General features: G+C 59.4%; 13 protein-coding genes. 4 read left to right on the forward strand and 9 right to left on the reverse strand.

The features are described 5' to 3' along the window. Positions 1-218 precede the first annotated feature (218 nt). Positions 219-1,385 carry an acyl-CoA dehydrogenase family protein gene (locus P6U30_RS11930; RefSeq protein WP_407169247.1) on the reverse strand — a complete coding sequence of 389 codons (1,167 nt, stop codon included), beginning with the start codon at positions 1,383-1,385 and terminating at the stop codon, positions 219-221. Positions 1,386-2,424: 1,039 nt separating this feature from the next. Continuing rightward, the gene (locus tag P6U30_RS11935; protein WP_280973032.1) at positions 2,425-2,724 is read right to left on the reverse strand and encodes a hypothetical protein; all 300 of its coding nucleotides are present in this window, start codon (positions 2,722-2,724) and stop codon (positions 2,425-2,427) included. A 1,424-nt stretch (positions 2,725-4,148) separates the two neighbouring features. On the opposite strand from P6U30_RS11935, the gene P6U30_RS11940 reads away from it, so the two are divergent. After that, on the forward strand, positions 4,149-4,847 hold the full coding sequence (locus P6U30_RS11940; protein ID WP_280973030.1) for a Crp/Fnr family transcriptional regulator: 699 nt from the start codon (positions 4,149-4,151) through the stop codon (positions 4,845-4,847). Between the two features lie 338 nt (positions 4,848-5,185). On the opposite strand, the gene P6U30_RS11945 is transcribed toward P6U30_RS11940, so the two are convergent. After that, a complete protein-coding gene (locus P6U30_RS11945) occupies positions 5,186-5,407 on the reverse strand; it encodes a hypothetical protein (RefSeq protein ID WP_280973029.1) in 222 nt (73 codons plus the stop codon). A 59-nt stretch (positions 5,408-5,466) separates the two neighbouring features. Beyond that, positions 5,467-5,922, reverse strand: coding sequence for a phasin family protein (locus P6U30_RS11950; protein ID WP_407169248.1), 456 nt, complete (start codon positions 5,920-5,922; stop codon positions 5,467-5,469). A 589-nt stretch (positions 5,923-6,511) separates the two neighbouring features. On the opposite strand from P6U30_RS11950, the gene P6U30_RS11955 reads away from it, so the two are divergent. Both P6U30_RS11955 and P6U30_RS11960 read left to right on the forward strand, forming a co-directional pair. Further along, positions 6,512-6,751, forward strand: a complete 240-nt coding sequence (locus P6U30_RS11955) for a DUF3551 domain-containing protein (protein WP_280973027.1) — start codon at positions 6,512-6,514, stop codon at positions 6,749-6,751. A gap of 1,084 nt (positions 6,752-7,835) precedes the next feature. Continuing rightward, positions 7,836-8,669 (forward strand): Crp/Fnr family transcriptional regulator, encoded by an 834-nt coding sequence (locus P6U30_RS11960; protein WP_280985590.1) that lies wholly within the window; start codon positions 7,836-7,838, stop codon positions 8,667-8,669. Between the two features lie 773 nt (positions 8,670-9,442). On the opposite strand, the gene pabB is transcribed toward P6U30_RS11960, so the two are convergent. Next, positions 9,443-10,882 carry an aminodeoxychorismate synthase component I gene (gene pabB / locus P6U30_RS11965; protein ID WP_407169249.1) on the reverse strand — a complete coding sequence of 480 codons (1,440 nt, stop codon included), beginning with the start codon at positions 10,880-10,882 and terminating at the stop codon, positions 9,443-9,445. A gap of 58 nt (positions 10,883-10,940) precedes the next feature. Further along, positions 10,941-11,312, reverse strand: a complete 372-nt coding sequence (locus tag P6U30_RS11970) for a Dabb family protein (protein WP_280973025.1) — start codon at positions 11,310-11,312, stop codon at positions 10,941-10,943. Between the two features lie 1,003 nt (positions 11,313-12,315). Between P6U30_RS11970 and P6U30_RS11975 the strand changes: the two genes are divergently transcribed. Beyond that, positions 12,316-13,470: an 8-amino-7-oxononanoate synthase gene (locus P6U30_RS11975; protein WP_280980469.1), complete on the forward strand. Its 1,155-nt coding sequence runs from the start codon at positions 12,316-12,318 to the stop codon at positions 13,468-13,470. Positions 13,471-15,022: 1,552 nt separating this feature from the next. Here P6U30_RS11975 and P6U30_RS11980 read toward each other — a convergent pair. From P6U30_RS11980 to hemN, 3 genes are all read right to left on the reverse strand, one after another. Next, on the reverse strand, positions 15,023-15,766 hold the full coding sequence (locus P6U30_RS11980) for a carbonic anhydrase (protein WP_280980468.1): 744 nt from the start codon (positions 15,764-15,766) through the stop codon (positions 15,023-15,025). Positions 15,767-15,776: 10 nt separating this feature from the next. After that, positions 15,777-16,520, reverse strand: a complete 744-nt coding sequence (locus tag P6U30_RS11985) for a thermonuclease family protein (RefSeq protein WP_407169250.1) — start codon at positions 16,518-16,520, stop codon at positions 15,777-15,779. A 1,192-nt stretch (positions 16,521-17,712) separates the two neighbouring features. Beyond that, on the reverse strand, positions 17,713-19,065 hold the full coding sequence (gene hemN, locus P6U30_RS11990; RefSeq protein WP_407169251.1) for an oxygen-independent coproporphyrinogen III oxidase: 1,353 nt from the start codon (positions 19,063-19,065) through the stop codon (positions 17,713-17,715). Between the last annotated feature and the right edge of the window lie 456 nt (positions 19,066-19,521).

A 19,521-nucleotide genomic window follows, 5' to 3' on the forward strand; every position in this document is an offset into this window, starting at 1 on the left:
CACGGCAGGAGCACTTGGCGCGAGGAGACTTCGTGAGTTGGACCCGGCAGGCATTGCGCGTGAAGCGGTTGCCGAACAGGGCATCGCGCTGCAGACCGCTTCATAGCCCAGACCCGGCAACCCCGCAGGTAAATGGACAGACGATTGGGGATGCCCCCATGTTGATCTCGCAAGCGTCTTATCGCGCGAAGGGCGGAAATGTTCGCAGAAGAATCATTTTATAGAACGCCCGGCTGCGCCGGATATCCGAGCAAGAGTCGGCCAGCGCTCTGAAGTGTTCCCTCGCTGAAGACCGCATGCTGGGCCACCACGAAACTGTCACACATCGCACGCGCGAGATTGCTCGTCGTGTACACCGAACCGGCTCCAGCGAGACCGCATGCGATCTTGCAAACTTCGGCGCTCTGCCGCGCAGCGTTTGTTGCGGCTAACCGCATCAGCATCGCCGTGTTCGGATTGATCACGCCGTTGAGCGCTTCGTTCCACAGCTGATCGGTAGCCTCATAGAAGAAGGAGCGGGCGGAACGCAGCATGGCTTCAGCTCTGGCCATCTCCAGTTGGACGTAGCCACGCTCCGCCATCACCGGCGCTCCAGTGATCGAGGTGCGACTTCCGGCCATGGCAATCACCTCGTCCAGCGCGGAGCGCGCAATGCCGACGCCGACGATCGCGTGCGCCTGGGCCGCGAAAACCACGGACGGATAACGGTAGATCGGCGCATCGAGCGTCGACGGACCGCCGCGGATCAAGGTCCATTCCTCCGGCACAACGACATCTTTGACAACCAAATCGTGGCTGCCAGTGCCTTGCAGGCCGATGACGTCCCAATTGGGGCGAATTGTCACCTTCTCGGCCGGAATGACGGCGATACGAGGAAGGCCATCGACTGGATCGCCTTCCACCGTGATGCCGACGCCGATCATCTCCGCACCGGGCGAGCCGCTGGCGAACGGCCACACGCCATTGACGACAAAACCGCCGATGCTCCGCTTGGCGGGCTGTAGCGGGAAAAGCGCACCTGCGTAGACCACGTCGGGACCATTCGCATATAATTCGCCAAGCGTGTCATCCGGGAGAGCAGAGAGATAGCATGCCCCATCACCGAAGCTCGCCACCCAACCGGCGGAGCCGTCCGCCTCGGAAATGCGCTCGATCAGGCGACAAAAATCGGCCGGAGTACGCTCCTCGCCGCCGAAACGTTTGGCGACCATGGCCCGATAGACGCCAACGCGCTTGAAGCCGTCGATGATGGCATCTGGAACCTTCTGTGCGGGGCCGAACTCGTTGCGACGCGCACGGATCTCGGCGAGGAGCGTCGACAGGGTGTCCTCGGCTGCAGCCGTGATGTCAGTCTCTCGCGTGATCGTCCCTGGCGGCGCGTTCATAGCTGGTCCTCGATGGCTTGGTACGAGTGGCGCTGCTGCACGGCGTCTTGGAGCGGCCGCGCACGTTTTGTCATGGCTTCCCAATTGGCGGTTTCACCAAGCGCCAACCACGGCAGCCCACATCTGTGAACGTCTGGTCGGTGACTACGAGACAGCCCCAGCCTGCGGATCCTTTACAGTCCTCCAGCAAACGACGTGCCATCGTCCTAGCTGCGTTTGAACGGAGGCGGGACCACGTGGTTCGGCCTCGTCAACGGGATGCTTGCGCTTCAGTGTCTGATTCAAGGCATAACGCGTCGTCAACCGGACATCGTGAATTGAATTCGGCTGGCGTGCATCCCGGCCGGGGGATCTACGCGGCGGGGTGGATTGTAAGTTGGATCGTCGCCAGCTCCGATCTCTGGGTATTGCGGGATCACTGTGACCTGCAAAAAAGCCGTCGCCAGTGTCAAAAACCTTCGCGCGGCGCAGCGGGGTCCGGCATCTTGGCGAAAGCGTTGGCCGATCAGCCGAGGGCGGAAAATAGGCACAAAAAAGCCCCGCCGAAGCGGGGCCCAAGTCTGGGAGTGAGCAGACATCGCCCGAGCGATGCATAAGCGAGTGGGTGCGTTGTCGGTGCGCAAATTTTGTACAGAATGGACTGATGTGAAGCCGACGCCTGGCAGGCGTGTTCTGGTAGCAACATAACGGTACGGTCCGTGCCACGTCCCACGATCCAGATTTGCCGCCCCCAGCGGAGATCACTTAGGAGGAGGCCGCAGGCTCGAACTGAGCCTTGGGTGGCCGATCCGGCTGGTCATGTTACCGCAGGCGGATCGTGAAGCCTGACCAAACTCGATCATCGGTTTCCTCGTCGCGACCTCGTTGCGTGCCGTCCTCGACATCGTCCACCTGGTCAATGAAGGCGCAGGTGTCCGACCCCAACTAGGTTGGACTTTACAAAGGGGCGTTTCTGGTGGTGGCCGTGCCAGTGGGTCGTCGTCGCACAAAAACCTCCGGCCGCAGCGCGGCCGGAGGTTCGCGGACATAGGCGTACGCGTTATTGGCGTTTGCCGCTTACCGGCGCGCCGCTGGTTGCGGAATCGCCAACTGTCCCCTTGTGCGTGGCGGTGCCGGCCGCACCCTTGGTGTCCTTAGTCGATTTCGTCGACTTCACGCCCATCTTTCCACCCGTGGCGTGAGGCTCAGGGGCCAAATCCTCATCTTCGCTCATGCCGCCCTGGATGCTCTGCGCGCCATTGCGACCCTTGGTGTCGGCTGACGGACCTTGCGCAAGCACAGGGCCCGCAAGCAAAGCCGAAAGGGCGCATGCGATCACAGAGGTCTTCACTAACGTCATCCTTGTCTCCTGGATTGAGTGTTTTGCGAGGGAACGATTTGATGATTCCCCGCGCCATTCGCCTCGACAGACCCGTCACATCGCGTCAATCGTGCGAACGGCGCGGCTGTCATAACAATCTGCTTCGTGTGGTCATCGTTGAGTGATTTTCAGGCGATTTCGCGGAATTACTCATCTCACTTTGCGGCGGCACAGAAGTTTGCGTGCAGCAACGATCGAGAGCGTCTTGTCGTGATCACAGAGCATTCAGCTGGCGTTCACCTTGCATCGCGACGGATGGCCAGCGGGGACCTTCGTGAAGTCGGGCCAGGGCCGGTTTATCAAGCGGCGTCACCTGCGACCGGGCAACGTAAGCATAAATGTCCGCCCATCGATCAAGCGGACCTCGGCGCGCCGGGTGCAGGCTGAACCCGCGATGCGCTGAAAGAAAAGCTTTGACAGTTCATGGACCCCGCCAAGCATGATGCTCGATCCGCGCCTCCGGCTATACGAGGGCGGTCGCGTTCAGATCCTGCGTGCGCCGCGCGCTTCTTGCGCAAACGTGCGGCCGGTCGAAGACCTACCAAATTCTGCGAGCGCGATTGGCTCCTTGGCGCCACGGAGTGACAAGCCGTTCTTGCCGCGGCAAACCTATAGTCGAGGGCTCACGCGGTTTTGGTGAGTTCGGTTGCCTTCACGCCACGACCGCAGCTCTTGGAGAGCAAGTCTAAAGCTGGCGGCCAGCAGAGCATTGGTACGATTCGTTCCAATCTGGAGCTGCGGAGACACGCTCGCGTAAGAAGCGGGATCTTCCGTACGTTTCGTACGGTGCCCATCGGAGCATTTATCTTGGATATGGCAGCAGAGTGCGTCTGAGCTGGTGTGACCAATATTTGCGCAATGAGAGGTTCAATTGCGATCCTAATCCGATTGGTCCACGACGCGCGGCACATAGTACCGAAGCCGCGGTAATGACAACGAGCATCTTGCCCGACTTTCTTCGTCGCCGGAGGCTACCCAAGACGGTTTGGCGCCTTCCGGCGGCGGCGGAGATCGCAATCGACAGGATTTCCGATCGGCCGCTTCCTTTGAGGTTCTATGTGGACAAACATCCGATCAACAATAATACGGGCGCTAATGTTCGACCGTGACGGTGAATTCTGGCCTCAACTTGCTGTCTATCTCTACGCTGTGGGCGTGGCACTGTCTGTGTTGTATGGCATTGGTCAACTTCTAACGACGAGCTCGCTTGACCTTGGATGAGCGGGCGTCAGGTATCTTTTCCGTATGGGGCGCAGGCGACCTCAACGAATGAGTGACGGAAGCGCGCAAACGGGATCTGCTAGCATCCGGGACATTGCAATGAACGTACCTCTTCCTCTGGGCTCTTGACGGCAGGCAAGCACCCTGTGACCAGGGCCTCGACCAATATCGGGAATCGGCTTTTGGCCGCACTGGCGCCTGCAGACTTCGGTTTGCTCGCGCCCCATTTTCGCAACCTGTCGTTGAAGCCAAACGCCCTGCTGGTTCGATCAGGCGAAGAGCTCGATCAGGTCTATTTTCCTCATAGCGGCGCCGTAACGTTTATGATCGATATGCCTGACGGCCAGACAGTCGCCACCACGTTGATCGGGCGGGAAGGCGCGGTCGGGCCGTTGCTGTCCATACTTGGACACTCGCAGTCTTCAGTTACCGCCATCGTTCGCGTGGCCGGCACCGTGTCGCAGATCTCCGCCGCAAAGTTTCGGTTCGCTTACGCGCGAAGTCCAGCCATCAGGCACGTTGTCGAGCTTCACACTCGCGCGCTCTTCCTTCAGCTGCAACACGTGGCTGCCTGCAACGCGCTGCACCCTGTGGAGGCTCGTATCGCACGCTGGCTTTTGCAGCTGCGCGATCGCGTTGCGGACGACGTCCTGCCTCTCACCCAGGAAGCACTCGCGCAACTGCTCGGGGTGCAGCGGACGACGGTGACGCTGGAGATGAGCAAGTTGCGGGCCGCCGGTGCCATCAGGTCTGACCGGCGGGGGATGATCGAGATCGACCGGCCGCGGCTCCAGGCCTCGGCTTGCGCATGCTACGCGCTGATGCGTCGTCGGATCGACGGGATGTATGCCGAGGAGGGGGCAACGTCGCGGTTTGAGTAGGCCTCACCACAAGGCTGCTCCAAGGCACCGCCTCTTTCGACGACTGGCGAGACGTCCCTGTAATCGGAACGTCGTTGCCGGAAGGTGAGGAGAGGCGATCAGCGGCCTGTCGCCTCACCCCGTTTGGCGCGATCCGCAGATGCTCGTCGAGCTTGGCAATCGCGCGTAACACTTTGGCCACCTCGCGCAGCTCGTTGCGCGTGGGACCCGGCTTCATCCGCCGTGCCCCTTCAAGAAAGTCCTTGGCCTGCAGCCGCCAAGTAGACATTGCGGTTGAATTTGCGTGTCGGCCATGATGTCGGTTCCATCGCAATCGTTGACCAAGCAGAGGACTTTCCTCAGACGAACGACTGTTGGGGCTTGGCGGGGCGGCACGGCGGCAAGGTGTTCGGCTCGTCGACCCACGCGTCCTGCGCGAACCACATATGATCGGCGCGGCAGATCGGGCAGTGGGTTCTGCTGAAGAAAACTGCGCTACGCCGAAAACCCTCACGATCGATCGTGAGGCCAGTCGGGATCGCGCGTCCGGTCTGCGGGCATTTGACCATCACCATACCCATGTGAGCCTCCTTGGATTTGGTTCTCGTGATTGAAACCGTCCGATTGGAGCAGCGCCACTTTAGCTGGGTTGACACAGAGCCTTCGTGACGCTCTTCCTCATCGGCTCTGCGGTGTCCTTCGCAAGTTTCTGCGCAAGCTCCAGGAGTTCGCGGTTCAGTGCCGATGTGGTCTCGAACGACCTGCGCGCCTCAGTTGCGGACAGGGTGAGGACGTCCGTCACTGATTTGCTCTCCAGGAGATGGGTGAAAAAATCGGTCGCGGACGTTGTATTGGCGTTGGAGAGTTCGATGACCTTGAGGCCATAGTCAGTTACGCTTCTGGCGTTCCGTGAGTACGTTTCACGCAACGTTGCCGCCATCTGCTGCGATATGGCCTTAATCTTCTTGCAGGCGTCTTGAGCGCTGGCGATGCTCTGGGCGGCGAGCTCGCCAGTTACGGCTGGCGACATGGCTCTCGGGAGCGCGAACAACGACATCGCGAAGCCGTGTTGTCCATTTGGTTCGCTCTCACTCATGGCGCCGTACCTTTCTCAAGCGAATACACATCCCGAGATTGCGGTCGCAAGACTGTCGCGGAGGCGGACGGTAGTTCCGCTCCGATGTTCGGCTATGAGCTGAGCTTCAATCCAACACGGATGGCAGTATGCTCGGCCAAACTCACACTGTCTGTTGGGTTTCCGACGCTTGTCCGCAAATTATTCTTGGAGAAGTCAAGACATACAATCGTCATATCTACAGAATGATTCGAAATTGCAGATAACCGGCGCGACCTGGCGCATCAATTTGGGCAGTGTGGCAGCCACGGCCGCGTCGATCAGTTCATGATTGTGACGAGCGCCCGTGAGCTAAAGAGTTCATCATTTATCTCTGACGGGGGAGGCGTTCTTCAAACATGTACCGCACGTCTGGTCAGGGCTGAGCTACGGTGTTGGCAGGCCTCGCGCGCGAAACTGGCCGGCCCCGCGGCAGAAAGCTGGCCGAGCGGATCGTCATATCGATTGACGGGTGAGACTTGAGTCGCCATCTTGAGCGAGCGGTCGATCTCGGTTCAGCGAATGGCTCTGTGGCCGCCCTATCTGATCGACCAGGACAGAGGAGCTCTTCATGCGCCGTCTTCTGTTTGTATGCGCTGCTGCCGCGCTGGCAGCGGCCGGATCAACTTCCGCCGCCGCTCGAGATTATCCTTACTGCCTGCAGGGGCGGATTTGGGGTTATCCAGGCAACTGCCAATTCGCAAGCTACGCGCAATGCATGGCGACGGCTTCCGGCACGTACGCTTATTGCGGCATTAATCCGAGGTTTGCCTTTGCGCGCGAGCGTCGTGTCTATGGGCGGCCCTACTGACCCAAATGCTCAGCGGTCAAAGCTGGTCGAGGGCATGACAAGCCGACCTGCATGCCGGCTCGCGGGGCAAAGCCATCCTAGTTCTGCCAGTTGAGCAAGGGGACATCACCCCGACCCGCTTGGCGGCCGGCGGCATAGATCTTGAACAACTCGACTCCAAACGCGCCGATCGCATCGGCGTCCGTGCGACAGCGTCACGATCGACCGCGGTATCGACGGACGAGCGACGAGTTGCCCGGAGGTCAACAGAACGAGAAGCGCTGCAGAGTTTCTCGCGCAACACAAGGTATGTCGAACCTGATCGGTGCGAAGAGTACCGTTGCCGTCGAGAAAGCCTCCAATCGGCAGGATCGTTAAGAAGCCGAGCGTCCATGTGATGCACTCCACCTGGAGAGAACGATGGGTTGATCGCGGCCCATTCTTGACGTTGATCGAGCCCGATGACGCGAGATGCCAAGCTTGGTCGCGGCTTGCAACATCAGGCGGCCCTTCGCGATTCTCTTCTAGAACGATGGCATCAATAGCCATCCGCCCTGCGAATCGCGCTCACGCTGGTGCCAGAGCGTTCTCGGTCTGTCGGACAACCCCATGCGGGCTTGGGACGCCGCGATGTCGTCGTGCCCCGATCATCTGCGGCGCCATGGAAAGCTCCTGAGATCCCATCCGCCAGCTGTACGAAACGATCCAATCTGAGGCCGGGATCACACACTCCGCCCAGAAGCTCGATTGTTTGTACCCGACGTACGGTGTTCGTCGGAGCATTCTTATCTTGCGCAGGTTTTACATCAATCATGACTGAACCATGACGACAAAGTCTCCATGAAGCATCAACAATGACAGACGAGCGCGGTGAGCTGGAGCGTTGCAAGCAAGAGAATGCGCGCCTCAAAGAGCTGGTTGTATGGCTATCCGAAATTGTCTTACGCGACGTCGTAAAACGCGCGGAAGAGCCGAACTGCCGCGAGCCTATGGCGCAGCGCGATTTATCGCCTCCTGACAAGAGGGACCCGGCCCGGCCCTCGTTTCGGTAGAGGCCGGGCTACTGACTGCGTGATGCACAAAACCGCTCGGCCGGAGAGGGACCATGACCGACCACGTGTCCGCCGTCGTCGACGCGCCTGCCGGTTCCAGAAATGCAGCTCGCAAACCGGTGTACGGCGCATGGCCGATGCCGCACCGGCCCTTTGCGACGCGTAAGAAGCGGCCTTTTGTCGAGAATGCGATCCTGACGAGCCTCCCCCTGCGAGACCGTACCGCGATCGGAAAATGCCTTGAGCCGATTGTGCTGAAAGAGCGCATGATCCTGCAAGAGCCGAAAGGACATGTCGAGCACGTCTACTTCATCGACTCAGGGCTCATCTCGCTTAGGGTTGCCGCGGGGGGAAGCATGCTTGAAACGGCGGTCGTGGGCTACCGGGGTCTGGTCGGCGGTTCGTTCTTGTGGGGAGGGCGTCGTTCGACGCATCAATCGGTTGTGCTCTTTCACGGGCGCGCGCGCAGGATCCCTGTTGAGGATTTGCGCCGGGTGATAAAGGGACGTCCTGTGATCCGAGATCGCCTCTTTGAGTACGTTCAAGCGCTGACGTTTCAATGCGTTCAGACGGGATTGTGCGGAGTTCGGCATAATCGGGAACAGCGGCTCGCGTCCTGGCTCTGTTTGGCGAGCGATGCTGCCGAAGCCCGCATGCTGCCCGTGACGCGTGACTACCTTTCCAACGTCTTGGGACTGGGTCGTGCAGGCGTCACGGAGACGCTGATCCGATTCGAAGAACAAGGACTAATTCGCAAGATACGGGGCTTTCTGCAGATCGACGAGCGCAAGAAACTCGAGCAAAAAGCGTGCTGTTGTTATAAGCTTGTCTCAAGCGCCTACGTCTCGTGTCAATCTGCAATCTCGGCAGAAGAACCAGTTGGTTAATCGAGGCCAAGGCGCTCTTCTTCAATTTTTCAGTTGATTGGCTTGGGTCGCGATCCGTCTCAAATGCTTGCTTAAGCGGGCTGGTGAGCTGGGCGAAACATGCGCGGCGCGAGGACGACCTTGGTGTGGTTGACGCGCGCTCCTCGCGGACGAGCCGCCCGAAAAGCTGAGACGGGCCTGGGATTTTCCGAAAGTCTCCTCGAGGCCAGCGAGGTGGCTGATAGGGTGATGTTCTTGTTGACGTGGACTCGCGACGTCGTCACGAAGTACACGTCATGCTGCACACGCGAAATCCGGCCTTTTAGCTTTTGCGGAAATCTTGCTCAAGTACGAAGCCAAAGCGCGATGATCAATGATCCCAATCTCATCGCGCTTTAGGGGCATCCGCATTCGAACGGCGCGGGCAGCAGGTGCATCCTCGCGGTTATGGGCCACGATTGCCATCGCTCATGCGAGAGTTCGTCGCGTTCGAAGATCTTGGTGCCGGGATAGACCCGCCCGGCGTAAGCAACAACCAACCCCCGGTCCTGGGTCTCAACAAACGGCGTCCGAAGCGGAATCGACGTCGGGGATTTGTCGTGGAGCGAGAGTGGACTCCCGTCGGAGGCTTGAGATGGTGGCCGTCGCGGCCGATGCCTTAGTGATGCGGTGCCTTATTTGAGCATCTGTCCATCTGCCGGTCCCCTTGCCTGTGTTCTGGCTGATGTTGCGTGCAACCGAATTGCCCCAGGGAAGGTTTAAGGACCCAGCAAGACGATTATCGATGATGACAGTCACAATGTGGCGGACGTTTCAGCACGAAACGCGTCAAATATCCGCTGCGCCTTGGCGAGCGTCTCCTCGTATTCGGCCTCTGGATCCGACATCGCAGTTATCCCGCCACCTGCGTGAAACACGGCCAGACCATCGTCGATCGTGACAGTTCGAATCGCAATGTTCGTGTCCATCTGCCCATTGAAGCCGATGAAGCCGATTGCCCCGCAATAGACCTCTCGTGCCACTTGCTCGATTTCGGAGATGATTTCCATTGAGCGCACCTTCGGCGCCCCGGTCACGGAGCCGCCGGGAAAGCAGGCCCGAAGCAGGGCGACTGCATCCTGATTGTCTGCCAGCTCACCCGTAACGACGGACACGAGATGGTGTACTGAAGCGTAGGATTCGAGGTTGCACAGCGCCGGAACGTCTACTGAGTGCGGAAGGCAGACACGTGACAAGTCGTTACGCAGAAGATCGACAATCATAATATTTTCCGCGCGGTCCTTTTCGGACGCGAGAAGCAGTTCGGCGCGGCGCCGGTCCTCTACACAATCCGTAGACCGCGCACACGTGCCCTTGATGGGGCGCGTTTCGACCTGTCGTCCGTCAAGCTTGAGAAAACGCTCCGGCGAGCTCGATGCGATGGTCAGCTTGCCGTAACGCAGCAGAGCTGCAAAAGGCGCCGGGTTCAACGAACGTAGCTGGGAATAGAAAGTAAGTGGGTCGAATAGACGCGACACCCTGGCGCTGAAACGTTGCGCGATATTCGCTTGAAACAAGTCACCAGCCAGGATCAATTCGATAACGCGCTGTACTGCCGCAATGTATCTCGCGCGGCTGAAGTTCGAACGCCATGCGCCCGCTGTGCCAGGGAGCACAATTCGCGGCGACCGTGGCCTGGCCAGCAATGCAGCGAACTCATCGGCTCGACGGCGCGCACGTTCGGCTCGTCGCGCGGGATCCTGCTCTGGCCATCCGGTCGAGACGATCCAGCATCTCTTGTCGCGGTGATCGAAGCTGACGACCACGTCATAGAAGTGCAGGATCGATTGGGGCAAATGCTGACCGGCAATCGCCGGCGCCGGCAATCGCTCCAGTGTCCGGCTGAGATCGTAGGCAAGAAAGCCGGCTGCGCCTCCTTGAAACGGCGGCAGATCGGGATCGTGCTCCTGCGGATACTTGGCGAGAAGGCTGCGAAGCACTTCCCATGGGTCGCCATCCAGGGGCTCTCCATCGTAACTTGCCTGTCCGTTCTCGACCACGTAAGTGCTGAATGGTTCGCAGCTCAGATAAGAGTAACGTCCGAGCAAGGTATGCATCGCTGCGCTATCGAGAAACGTCAGATGCGGTCGGTGCGACAGGCAGCGCATTGCCGTGACAGGCGCGATCCATTGCAATTCTCGGATGTGCGTTGAACGATTTGTCACGAAAATCACTGGCGACAGAGGCGCTTCCATTGTGAGTCCCATCCCAAAGCGAGAGCGCCGCTCGCCGGGATCCCGTAAGTCCTTGACGTCAATTGTCGGGTGGTCGCTCGCGTGTAGGCGCGGTGCGTCGGCAAAGTTGAATCATTCCTCCTATCGCCGCGTAGCGCGCATCTGTGGATACATTGTAGTCGGCCGCGAACCGCAGCTCCCGGAACGGCCTTACCAGCCTGATCGCCTGCTGGTACAGGCCGTGCGCTTTGTAGGCCGCGAGCTCCGTCTCGTTGTTGAACTCCGCATAGACCACGACGTCGATATCGTTGTCGAACTGGTCGGTCTTGCGATTGTGAGCAATCTCGATGCGGCGTGCATGCGGGATTGTGGTGAGTACCGCCAAGCCTTCGATGAGCTGATCAAGCCGAGCCTCATCCTTGGCAGCAAACAAGACGATGTGACGAATCATGGGTGAGGGAGCTTCTGTCGCAGATCGGTCAGATAACTATCTTGAGATCGACGGCTTCGCAACGTCGCTCCGGCCTGGCGCAACACGCGGGATGGCGGTTGGTGGTTCGAGACGACGAAGTGGGCGGTCGCGTTAGGAAAGATATAGTACGTATCGTACGTTTATGATGCGATTAGGTCACGACCGCTAAGTGCGGGCGCATTTGTCCGTTCTGAACGAAGTTTGCGCGCGCATAGCGAAGCGCAATATGCCAACAACACGACGCGGAGTGCGGAATTGCCCGCGCTATTCTGTGGTTCTCGTTCTCTCGGCGGCATTCGGGAAAGGCCCTTTAAGGTGCGAACGATCGCGGGTGCGGACGTCTCTGCATGGCGCTGGCATTGAGGTACGCGGCGGGGGCGGCACGGCATGGGCGAGCGTGTCGATGGTTGCCTCGGCATGTTCGCCCTGCTTGCCGATCCGCTTTGTGCAACGAAGCCAATCGTATGCCGATGAGCGACGCTGCCGCTGAGTGCCTCGATCCGACCGCACCGGCACGCTTGCTCGCGACGACCCAAACCCTGACGCATCCGGGCACGCGTCCTCGTCGCCGGACGTCAGTTCATGACCGATGACGTGCAGGCGCTGCGCGTTTTGGGACGGCGCGCATTGGATCTTCTTGCAAGTTCGTCGCGTGACAGAAGCCGATCTGCACTATCAGGATTCGATCCATCGCGGTGCTCAAAGCGACAGGATACCTGATCAACAAACACGCAGAAACCGACCAATATCGAAGCGAAGCGCACCCTGTCATCGATGTAATCAAGGTGTGCCCAATGATTCCAATCAGACCCGAATGGTGGATACACGAGTTGCGGCATCCGCAGAGAGGTGAACGCGCGAGAGAGCGAAACGTGCAGGGCCCTGAGTTGTGCCGGTTGACGGAGACAATTGTGGATCTTTCATCTGTCGTTTTGCGGCCATGAGGCCGTCATCGCGATGATGGCATCGGGCGGAGTGAGCAATGAACCCAACCTACATCGGCAAGCTTAACCGCTATGTCACGGCCTTGGAGGCCCTGAAGGACGATGACCGGCTGCGCGGGCTGAAGCCGCGCACAGGACTCGATTTTGCATCGAATGATTATCTGGCACTGGCGAGCGCGCCGCGCATGAAAGAGGCTCTGTTCGCCGCGCTTGGGGCCGGCACGCCAATTGGCGCAGGTGGATCGCGGCTCCTGCGCGGCAATTGTGAAGAGCACGAAGCTCTTGAAGCTGAAGCGGCGCAGTTCTTCAGAGCCGAATCAGCCCTTTTCTTCGGCGGCGGTTACATCGCCAATTTTGCTGTTCTGACAACGCTGCCGCAGCAAGGCGACCTACTTGTTATCGATTCGCTCGTGCATGCCAGTATCCATGAAGGCGCGCGAGCCGGTCGAGCCAAGTGCCAGATAAGCGGCCATAACGAGCCCCAGTCGGTCGAAGACACGATTGGCCATTGGCGCGCCAAGGGCGGAATGGGGCGCGTCTGGATCGTGGTGGAAAGCCTGTACAGCATGGACGGCGATTTTGCGCCGCTGAAGGATCTGATGGCAATCGCCGAACGACACGAGGCGTTCCTGGTGGTGGACGAGGCTCATGCCACAGGCGTTTACGGCAAGCAGGGGCGAGGGCTCACCGAGCCCTATGAAGGGCGAGAAAATCTCGTGGTGATCCACACCTGTGGGAAGGCGCTTGGCGCAGCGGGCGCGCTTGTCACCGCCTCCGGTGTACTGCGTGACTTTATGATCAATCACTGCCGACCATTCATGTTCGCCACCGCGCCGTCACCCCTGATGGCGGTCGCCGTGCGGGAAGCACTGTTGATCCTGCAGGAGGAGCCTGAGCGGCAGAAAAAATTGGTCGATCTGATGGAGTTCACGCACCGGGAACTCGCTTTGTGCGGCCGCCCGACCACCTCGAACTCACAGATCATTCCTTACGTTGTGGGCGACAACGCGCGCGCGATGCGGCTAGCCTCTGCGCTGCAGTCGCGCGGCTTTGACATCCGTGGAATACGGCCGCCAACCGTGCCCGTGGGAACGGCCCGGTTGCGAATCTCCCTGACGCTTAACGTCGGACAAGACGATGTATCCGATATGGTTGATGCCTTGGTCGAAGAGACGTGGGGTGACGCGCGGTGAATCCGCTGATCGTGATCATGGCGCTGCCGCCAGAGCGACACATCCTTCCATACGTCCAACAGCTCATCCAATGGCGACGAGATACCCGTGACGAGGCAGCTCAATGATGAAGCCATGCGTTGCGCACCAATGTTGTCCCGTGGGCACGGTGCGATCGACGCCTTATGGGAGGCCTGGGCTGGTAAACAGCAGCGACGTCGATAGAAAACCGAAGGAAATGGCGTTTCTGCACGTCCCCTCTCACTGATCCGCATCGGACCCCGCGTCGGAGCGCGCAGACCCCAGAACTGGCGACAAAACCCAGCGGACACGTGAACGTCGCTACCGGAGTTAACGGAGCGTCCCGATAGGACTGGACCATGAGCGGTTGCTGAACCGGACCGGCAGAGGGATGACGGCAATCGTGCAGAATGCGCTCGTGGATCCGTCCGTATCGTACGCCGGGTGTGTCGCTTTCGCAACGTCGTAACTATTCCACTCGATCGCAAGCTGTTTTTACTTCACACCCGCGGAAGTTCCGAGCTTATGGCGGGTCCAAAGTCATGGCGCGAGGTGGACCAGACCGCTTTTGGCGTCGGCGGTCCCTTCGTTTGCCTGATGCGGGAGAGCCTATCCGAATGCCAACGCGAGCATCAATCTTCCTCACGTCGGTGGGCTGGGCAGCTGTCGTGGTCGTAATCCTGCTCTATCTGGTCTTCAGTCCAGGCTGACCGCTTGATCCTGAGCAGGATGATTTGTATCGACGGCAACGGCAGATGAGCCACGAGAATATTTGCCAGATTGTCTCGCGTCGGCAAGAAACTCCATGGGGACAATGGTATCGAGCTCACCCACCCGTCCGCGTCGATGGGCTATGACTGGTCGATCTGCGAGGATGAATTCAACCACGTCGCTGAATGGATGTTCCGATGGAAGGTGGTGCTCAGACTCGGGTCGATGATGCTGATTAGTTCTTCATACGGTAACAGTTGAGGGCCGGCCCGCCGGACTGATCCGGCGCCATTCATGACGTTATGAACGAAGCGGTCTCCGCGCCGGGTCTGTCCTGCCGGGTTGGAGTGCACTCGATATTCGGCGGCCGGTCAAATCCAACGTGCCTCGGCGCAATCTGCCGCTCCAATCAACTCTGTTGGCTAGGGCGCATTGACGGCAGGTATTGACGCCGTCGGCCGTGGCGCGAATCTATCTTGGTACTGGCCCCGCGTTGCCAACATCACTACCAAGAGTACGAGGAGGATTAAGAGCCCACGCATATCAAAGCTTACTCCTGAAGCTGTACTGTAAGTGTGACGCAGCCCACGTTCGGCGCGTTGGCCTAGGTTGTGGCGAGAAGAGCCTATCGCCACCCCCAATTTTGTAAGGCCCGCAACGGGCGAGGGCTCCTCGATCGAAAACTCGGAACTCGAATATCTCCTGTCTTCGCCGCAAGAGGGTCAAAGATCTGTTCATGTGGCTGCAACACTGCGCCAAATCAAATGGTCGTTGTGCGTGGCGCGGGTGATCTTTGAGTGTGGTCGTTCGCAGTCGCGCGAAGCAACGTCCGATGTCCGCGTCAGTTCAGCATATCGACCCTGCCGGTGTCGAGCCGATAGAGGCCGCCTAAGACCTTCAGCTTGTTCTGATCAACTGCCGCGTTCAGGATGGGGGTTGCCGTTTTGAGCTTGTTGACGTTATCGATCACGTTTTGCCGGATCGCATTGGCGAACACATCGCCGCTTTGGTGGCGAGATGCCTCTACCGCGGGCCTCAGAGCGGTGACGAGGGACGAAATATGCCCCGGCGGTGGCTTGTTGTCCTTGAGCGAGTTGATCGCGGCGTCGACGGCGCCGCAACGGTCATGACCGAGTACGAAGATCAGCGGCGTATGCAGCACGGCCACCGCATATTCCATACTGGCGACGGTGTCGTCGTTGGCGAAATTGCCGGCGAGGCGGCAGACGAACAGATCGCCAAGTCCGCTGTCGAAGGCAAGTTCAGGTGCTATACGAGAGTCGGCGCAGCTCAGAACCGCCGCATAGGGATTTTGCCCATCGACCAATACTTCGCGCTCGTGCTTGAAATCGTCGCGGCGCGATACGCCCTGGACATAGCGGGCATTACCTTCCATGAGCCGCTTTAGGGCTGCGTCCGGCGAAAGCAAGTTATCCGGCTTTGGCGGCGCCTTTACGTCCTTCGCATCAACAATGCTGTTGCCAAGCAGCAAGCCGACAGCCGAAGCTGCGAGCAGCATCAGGGAACGACGAGAAGGGGAGATCGCGATCGGACGAGACATATTTGGGGAGAGGTCTGCACGCATATGGGTCATCTTATCGCGCGGCTTTGCGCCAACCAGTGGCCTCGGCCTCCGCTTCGCTGCAGAGCCAGCGCTCATCCGGTTTCTTCGTCACGTTGATTTGTCCGTAACTGAGTTGTCCGGGCAAGTGATAAACGCGCTTGCCCTTGCCGTCCACGGTGCCCTTTATCAGGCATTCGGGTGAGGGCGGGTCCGACAGCAAATCGGGTCCGAGCAGCAGTTCCTGAGCGTTGGTTGGTACGGAGCTCGCGCCGACGATGATCGTCGCTTTGTTGCGGTGACGCCAGTCCCAAGGCGCGATGAACGCCCCCGACCACAGGCCTGCATAGGCATTGCTCGCCACAACTTCATAAATATCGTAGCTATGGGTATATCGCCCCAATGAAAGTGCCCAGCCCGACCGTACCATCCAGGCGCTCACGTCTTCGCCTGCGATGAAGCAGTTGCCGAGCGACCTGCCGTACTGGTCGACACCTGTGGTATGACAGTCCCAGAGTTGGCCATTCGAATGCTTGATAAGTTCATCGCGGGCCTTTATGCCGCAGGCCCATTTCTGGCCATGGACGTCGAGGCAAATCTGATCTGTTTCCGGCGCGTCGATGCCCGAGAGCCGAATTTTGGTTTGCTCGATCTCGATCGTATTGCCGTCGATGACGCGCGCCGGACCGCTGAGTTTCGCCGCGCAAACCGGAGCTGCGGTGACAGCGATTAACGTGGTGATGACAACGCAGTGCTTCATCACAACAACCGTGTGCATTTGACCGATCCGCTCGTAAACACGTTCAATTCGGCCTTCCCATCCGGCCGCTTGATCGCACCATGTCTGTTATTCGGCTTGCGTTGCATCCCCGTCCGCGTCCTGCTTTGAAAAAGCGCGCGTATGAGTCCTACGCCCTGACGCAACGTGAGGTTCAAGGGATTTATTCCGGTAAAGAAGTGGCTCCCTCTGCTCCGGAACCGCGACCTCGTGAATTTCGGCGCGTTCGCAAAAAAAACGCCCGGCCGCTGTTCGGCGGCCGGGCGGAAGTGAGCCCGGGAGGAGCGACGCTGTTACACATCGCGCCAACTTCCATCGGTGGAGGGAGGGCTACCGACGGCTCGACTACGGCGAGGGCATTCGCCGTAAACTGTGGTCGCGAAAAACCCGATGGCCGAGCGAAATCGGGCCGCGGATCAGTCTGGCCGACTTGGACAACGTCCCGTGAAAGTCAACCCGGCCTTCGCGTGCAACAAAGTCGGTAATGGAGTCTGTGTCTCCTTCGCGTAACCTTGGATGGCTGTTGTGCCCTTGGAACGCCGACGACACGTCACGAGCCGGCCCATTGTCATCCGGACAAGATGTGACAGTGAACGAGCAGAGCATTCGCGTCAGATCCACCAAGGAGGTTGCCTTCATCGTTCAACCGACTTGACTGCATTGGACATTGGACCAGCGAGCTCGACTGTACGACCGCTTGGCGCCGGAAAATCGCTGCTCCGATAGTCGGTAGGCTAGACGCAGTTGAGACGTGGCTCAATTGCGCGGCGGTATGCGGCCAATATAGAATGGGTTTGGGAACATATACGAAGGTTTGCGACGTAAACCGTTCTTTGGCGGCGAGGTGCGCTCGACCAGCGGGCGTCGACATGGCTGACCGTGATGTGCCTGGATCGGTGCAATCGGAGCTCTTTTGCTGACAGGCTTGTTGAGTTGCTCGACGCACCTTAAGTGCGTCCGGGGACCATGAGCTCGTCCAGAATCTGCTTTGAAATGAGTGAGTGAAGCGCGAAGGTCCGCTTAACGGGGTGGGCTCTGCAGGAGCCAGGCACTTGCTTCTGCGACAGATACGATTGTCCTGCGCCGGAACGTAGTGGTCTGCTGGATCTGCGATCAATTTGTGCGCCGAGCGCCTCTTTCAGCGACTGTCTGGAGACGGTCGTCCTTCTGGACAGGACGGTGGCGAGTCGAGTTAAACCGCCCGAGTGTGGGGAGCTTCTGAACGAGGAAGATGAGCGTCGAACGCCGAGGCGACGCTTCTGACAAGGAACTGTGCACCGTCGCTGACGGTAAGGCGGTCACCGTCCATGATCACAACGCCGTCCGCGACAAGCCTGTCGAGCCGAGAACGGTCGATGATGGCCGATTCTGGATCCTGGCCATGAAGGCGAAGTATTTGAGAAAGATCGACGAACATGTCGCACATGATCCTTTCGATGATCTCGGCGCGGAAGCGATCGTCCTTCGTGAGCAGGTAACCCTTGGCGGTTGGGAGCCGATCGTCGATGATACGAGCGAGATACTCGCGTATCGCGACGGTGTTCTGGACAAATCCGTGGGGCAGGCGACCGATCGCACTGGCGCCGAGACCGATGAGAGCGTCCGCTGAATCGTCCGTATAGCCCTGGAAGTTCCTCCTCAGCGTGCCTTGCCGCCTCGCCAGAGCCAGCTTGTCGTCCGGGAGGGCAAAGTGATCGAGGCCAATGCGTACGTATCCGGCATCAACCAGAACTTCCGCGATTGTCTCGGCTTGGAGGTGCCGTGCGACGCTGTCAGGCAAAGAGGCTTCGTCGATCTTGCGCTGATGTTTCTTGAACGATGGAACATGACCATAGCCAAAAACCGAAAATCGAGCCGGCCGCAGCTCGAGGCACCTGGCTACCGTGTTCCGGCACGACGCGACGGTCTGCAGGGGAAGGCCATATAACAGGTCGAAATTGATCCGGTTCACGCCGGCACGGCGCAGCCACTCGACCGAAATTGCGGTCTGTTCGAAGCTCTGCCGGCGATTGATGGCGCGCTGCACCAAAGGATCGAAGCTCTGGACGCCAAGGCTCGCTCGATTGACCCCGCAATAGCCCAGCGCCTCCGCCATCGGCTCTGTCAACGTCCGCGGATCGATCTCGACCGCGATCTCGGCACCAGGCAACACAAGGAACGAATAGCGTAGCGCGCCGACGAGATCAGCGAAGGTTTCGGGCATCATGATCGTCGGAGTGCCACCCCCGAAATGGACATGAGAGATCGACAGTTGCTGACCGATGGCTTCTGCGACGAGGTGGGCCTCAGTGCGCAGCCCTGCCGCATAGGTCGCGATCGGTTCGCTCCGCTTCATGACAGACGTGTGGCACCCGCAGTACCGGCACATCGAGCGACAGAAGGGCACGTGCAGGTAGATCGATGCCGACTGCCGGCTCCGCAGCGACTTGAGCCATACGCGGTAGTCTGATTCCCTGATCGACGACGAGAAATGCGGAGCTGTGGGATAGCTGGTGTAGCGCGGTAGCCGGTCCTGCCCGTAGGAGTTTGCCAGATCCGGTCGCATTCGGTTTCCTTTCTTTCTCTCCGGCGCGACTATCGGACTTGCGGCAGACGATCATTGCGCTTGCTCAAAAAAATTGCCCGGCGTGCCCATGCAACCATCCTCAAGTCGGGATTGGCTAGGCGATGACCAGACGGCGCATAAATGAGTTCGCGGATGAACTGACAAGGTACGAGCGATATGCGCGTGCTACCAAGGTACCGCAGTTCTCGTGGCGGCCCATTCGCGCCTGTCATCGCGCAGAGTGGCCAAAGCCGTTCGCGCCCCCAGCATGTTCGGTGAGGCCTGTCCGTTGCCTGCGTCGGATCGCTTCGAGCCGCAAGTGACAGCGGTTCAAGGCAGGCCGTCTCGATCCGTTCGCCGACGTCGTGGGCGTCTGTCTTGACACGCCATCCAGCCGAGGTTTGCCAACCGGCGATAAACGGGCATGTCGTGAGGAACTTGGAGGCGCCTTCGCGC

Source organism: Bradyrhizobium sp. ORS 111, assembly GCF_045571485.1.
Taxonomy (GTDB): domain Bacteria; phylum Pseudomonadota; class Alphaproteobacteria; order Rhizobiales; family Xanthobacteraceae; genus Bradyrhizobium.

Bases quoted from the DNA above. Each gene is read 5' to 3' on its own strand.
- P6U30_RS11930 (WP_407169247.1), bottom strand. From the start codon at position 1,385: ATGAACGCGCCGCCAGGGACGATCACGCGAGAGACTGACATCACGGCT.
- P6U30_RS11935 (WP_280973032.1), bottom strand. From the start codon at position 2,724: ATGACGTTAGTGAAGACCTCTGTGATCGCATGCGCCCTTTCGGCTTTG.
- P6U30_RS11945 (WP_280973029.1), bottom strand. From the start codon at position 5,407: ATGGGTATGGTGATGGTCAAATGCCCGCAGACCGGACGCGCGATCCCG.
- P6U30_RS11950 (WP_407169248.1), bottom strand. From the start codon at position 5,922: ATGAGTGAGAGCGAACCAAATGGACAACACGGCTTCGCGATGTCGTTG.
- P6U30_RS11955 (WP_280973027.1), top strand. From the start codon at position 6,512: ATGCGCCGTCTTCTGTTTGTATGCGCTGCTGCCGCGCTGGCAGCGGCC.
- P6U30_RS11960 (WP_280985590.1), top strand. From the start codon at position 7,836: ATGACCGACCACGTGTCCGCCGTCGTCGACGCGCCTGCCGGTTCCAGA.
- pabB (WP_407169249.1), bottom strand. From the start codon at position 10,882: ATGGAAGCGCCTCTGTCGCCAGTGATTTTCGTGACAAATCGTTCAACG.
- P6U30_RS11970 (WP_280973025.1), bottom strand. From the start codon at position 11,312: ATGATTCGTCACATCGTCTTGTTTGCTGCCAAGGATGAGGCTCGGCTT.
- P6U30_RS11975 (WP_280980469.1), top strand. From the start codon at position 12,316: ATGAACCCAACCTACATCGGCAAGCTTAACCGCTATGTCACGGCCTTG.
- P6U30_RS11980 (WP_280980468.1), bottom strand. From the start codon at position 15,766: ATGCGTGCAGACCTCTCCCCAAATATGTCTCGTCCGATCGCGATCTCC.
- P6U30_RS11985 (WP_407169250.1), bottom strand. From the start codon at position 16,520: ATGCACACGGTTGTTGTGATGAAGCACTGCGTTGTCATCACCACGTTA.
- hemN (WP_407169251.1), bottom strand. From the start codon at position 19,065: ATGCGACCGGATCTGGCAAACTCCTACGGGCAGGACCGGCTACCGCGC.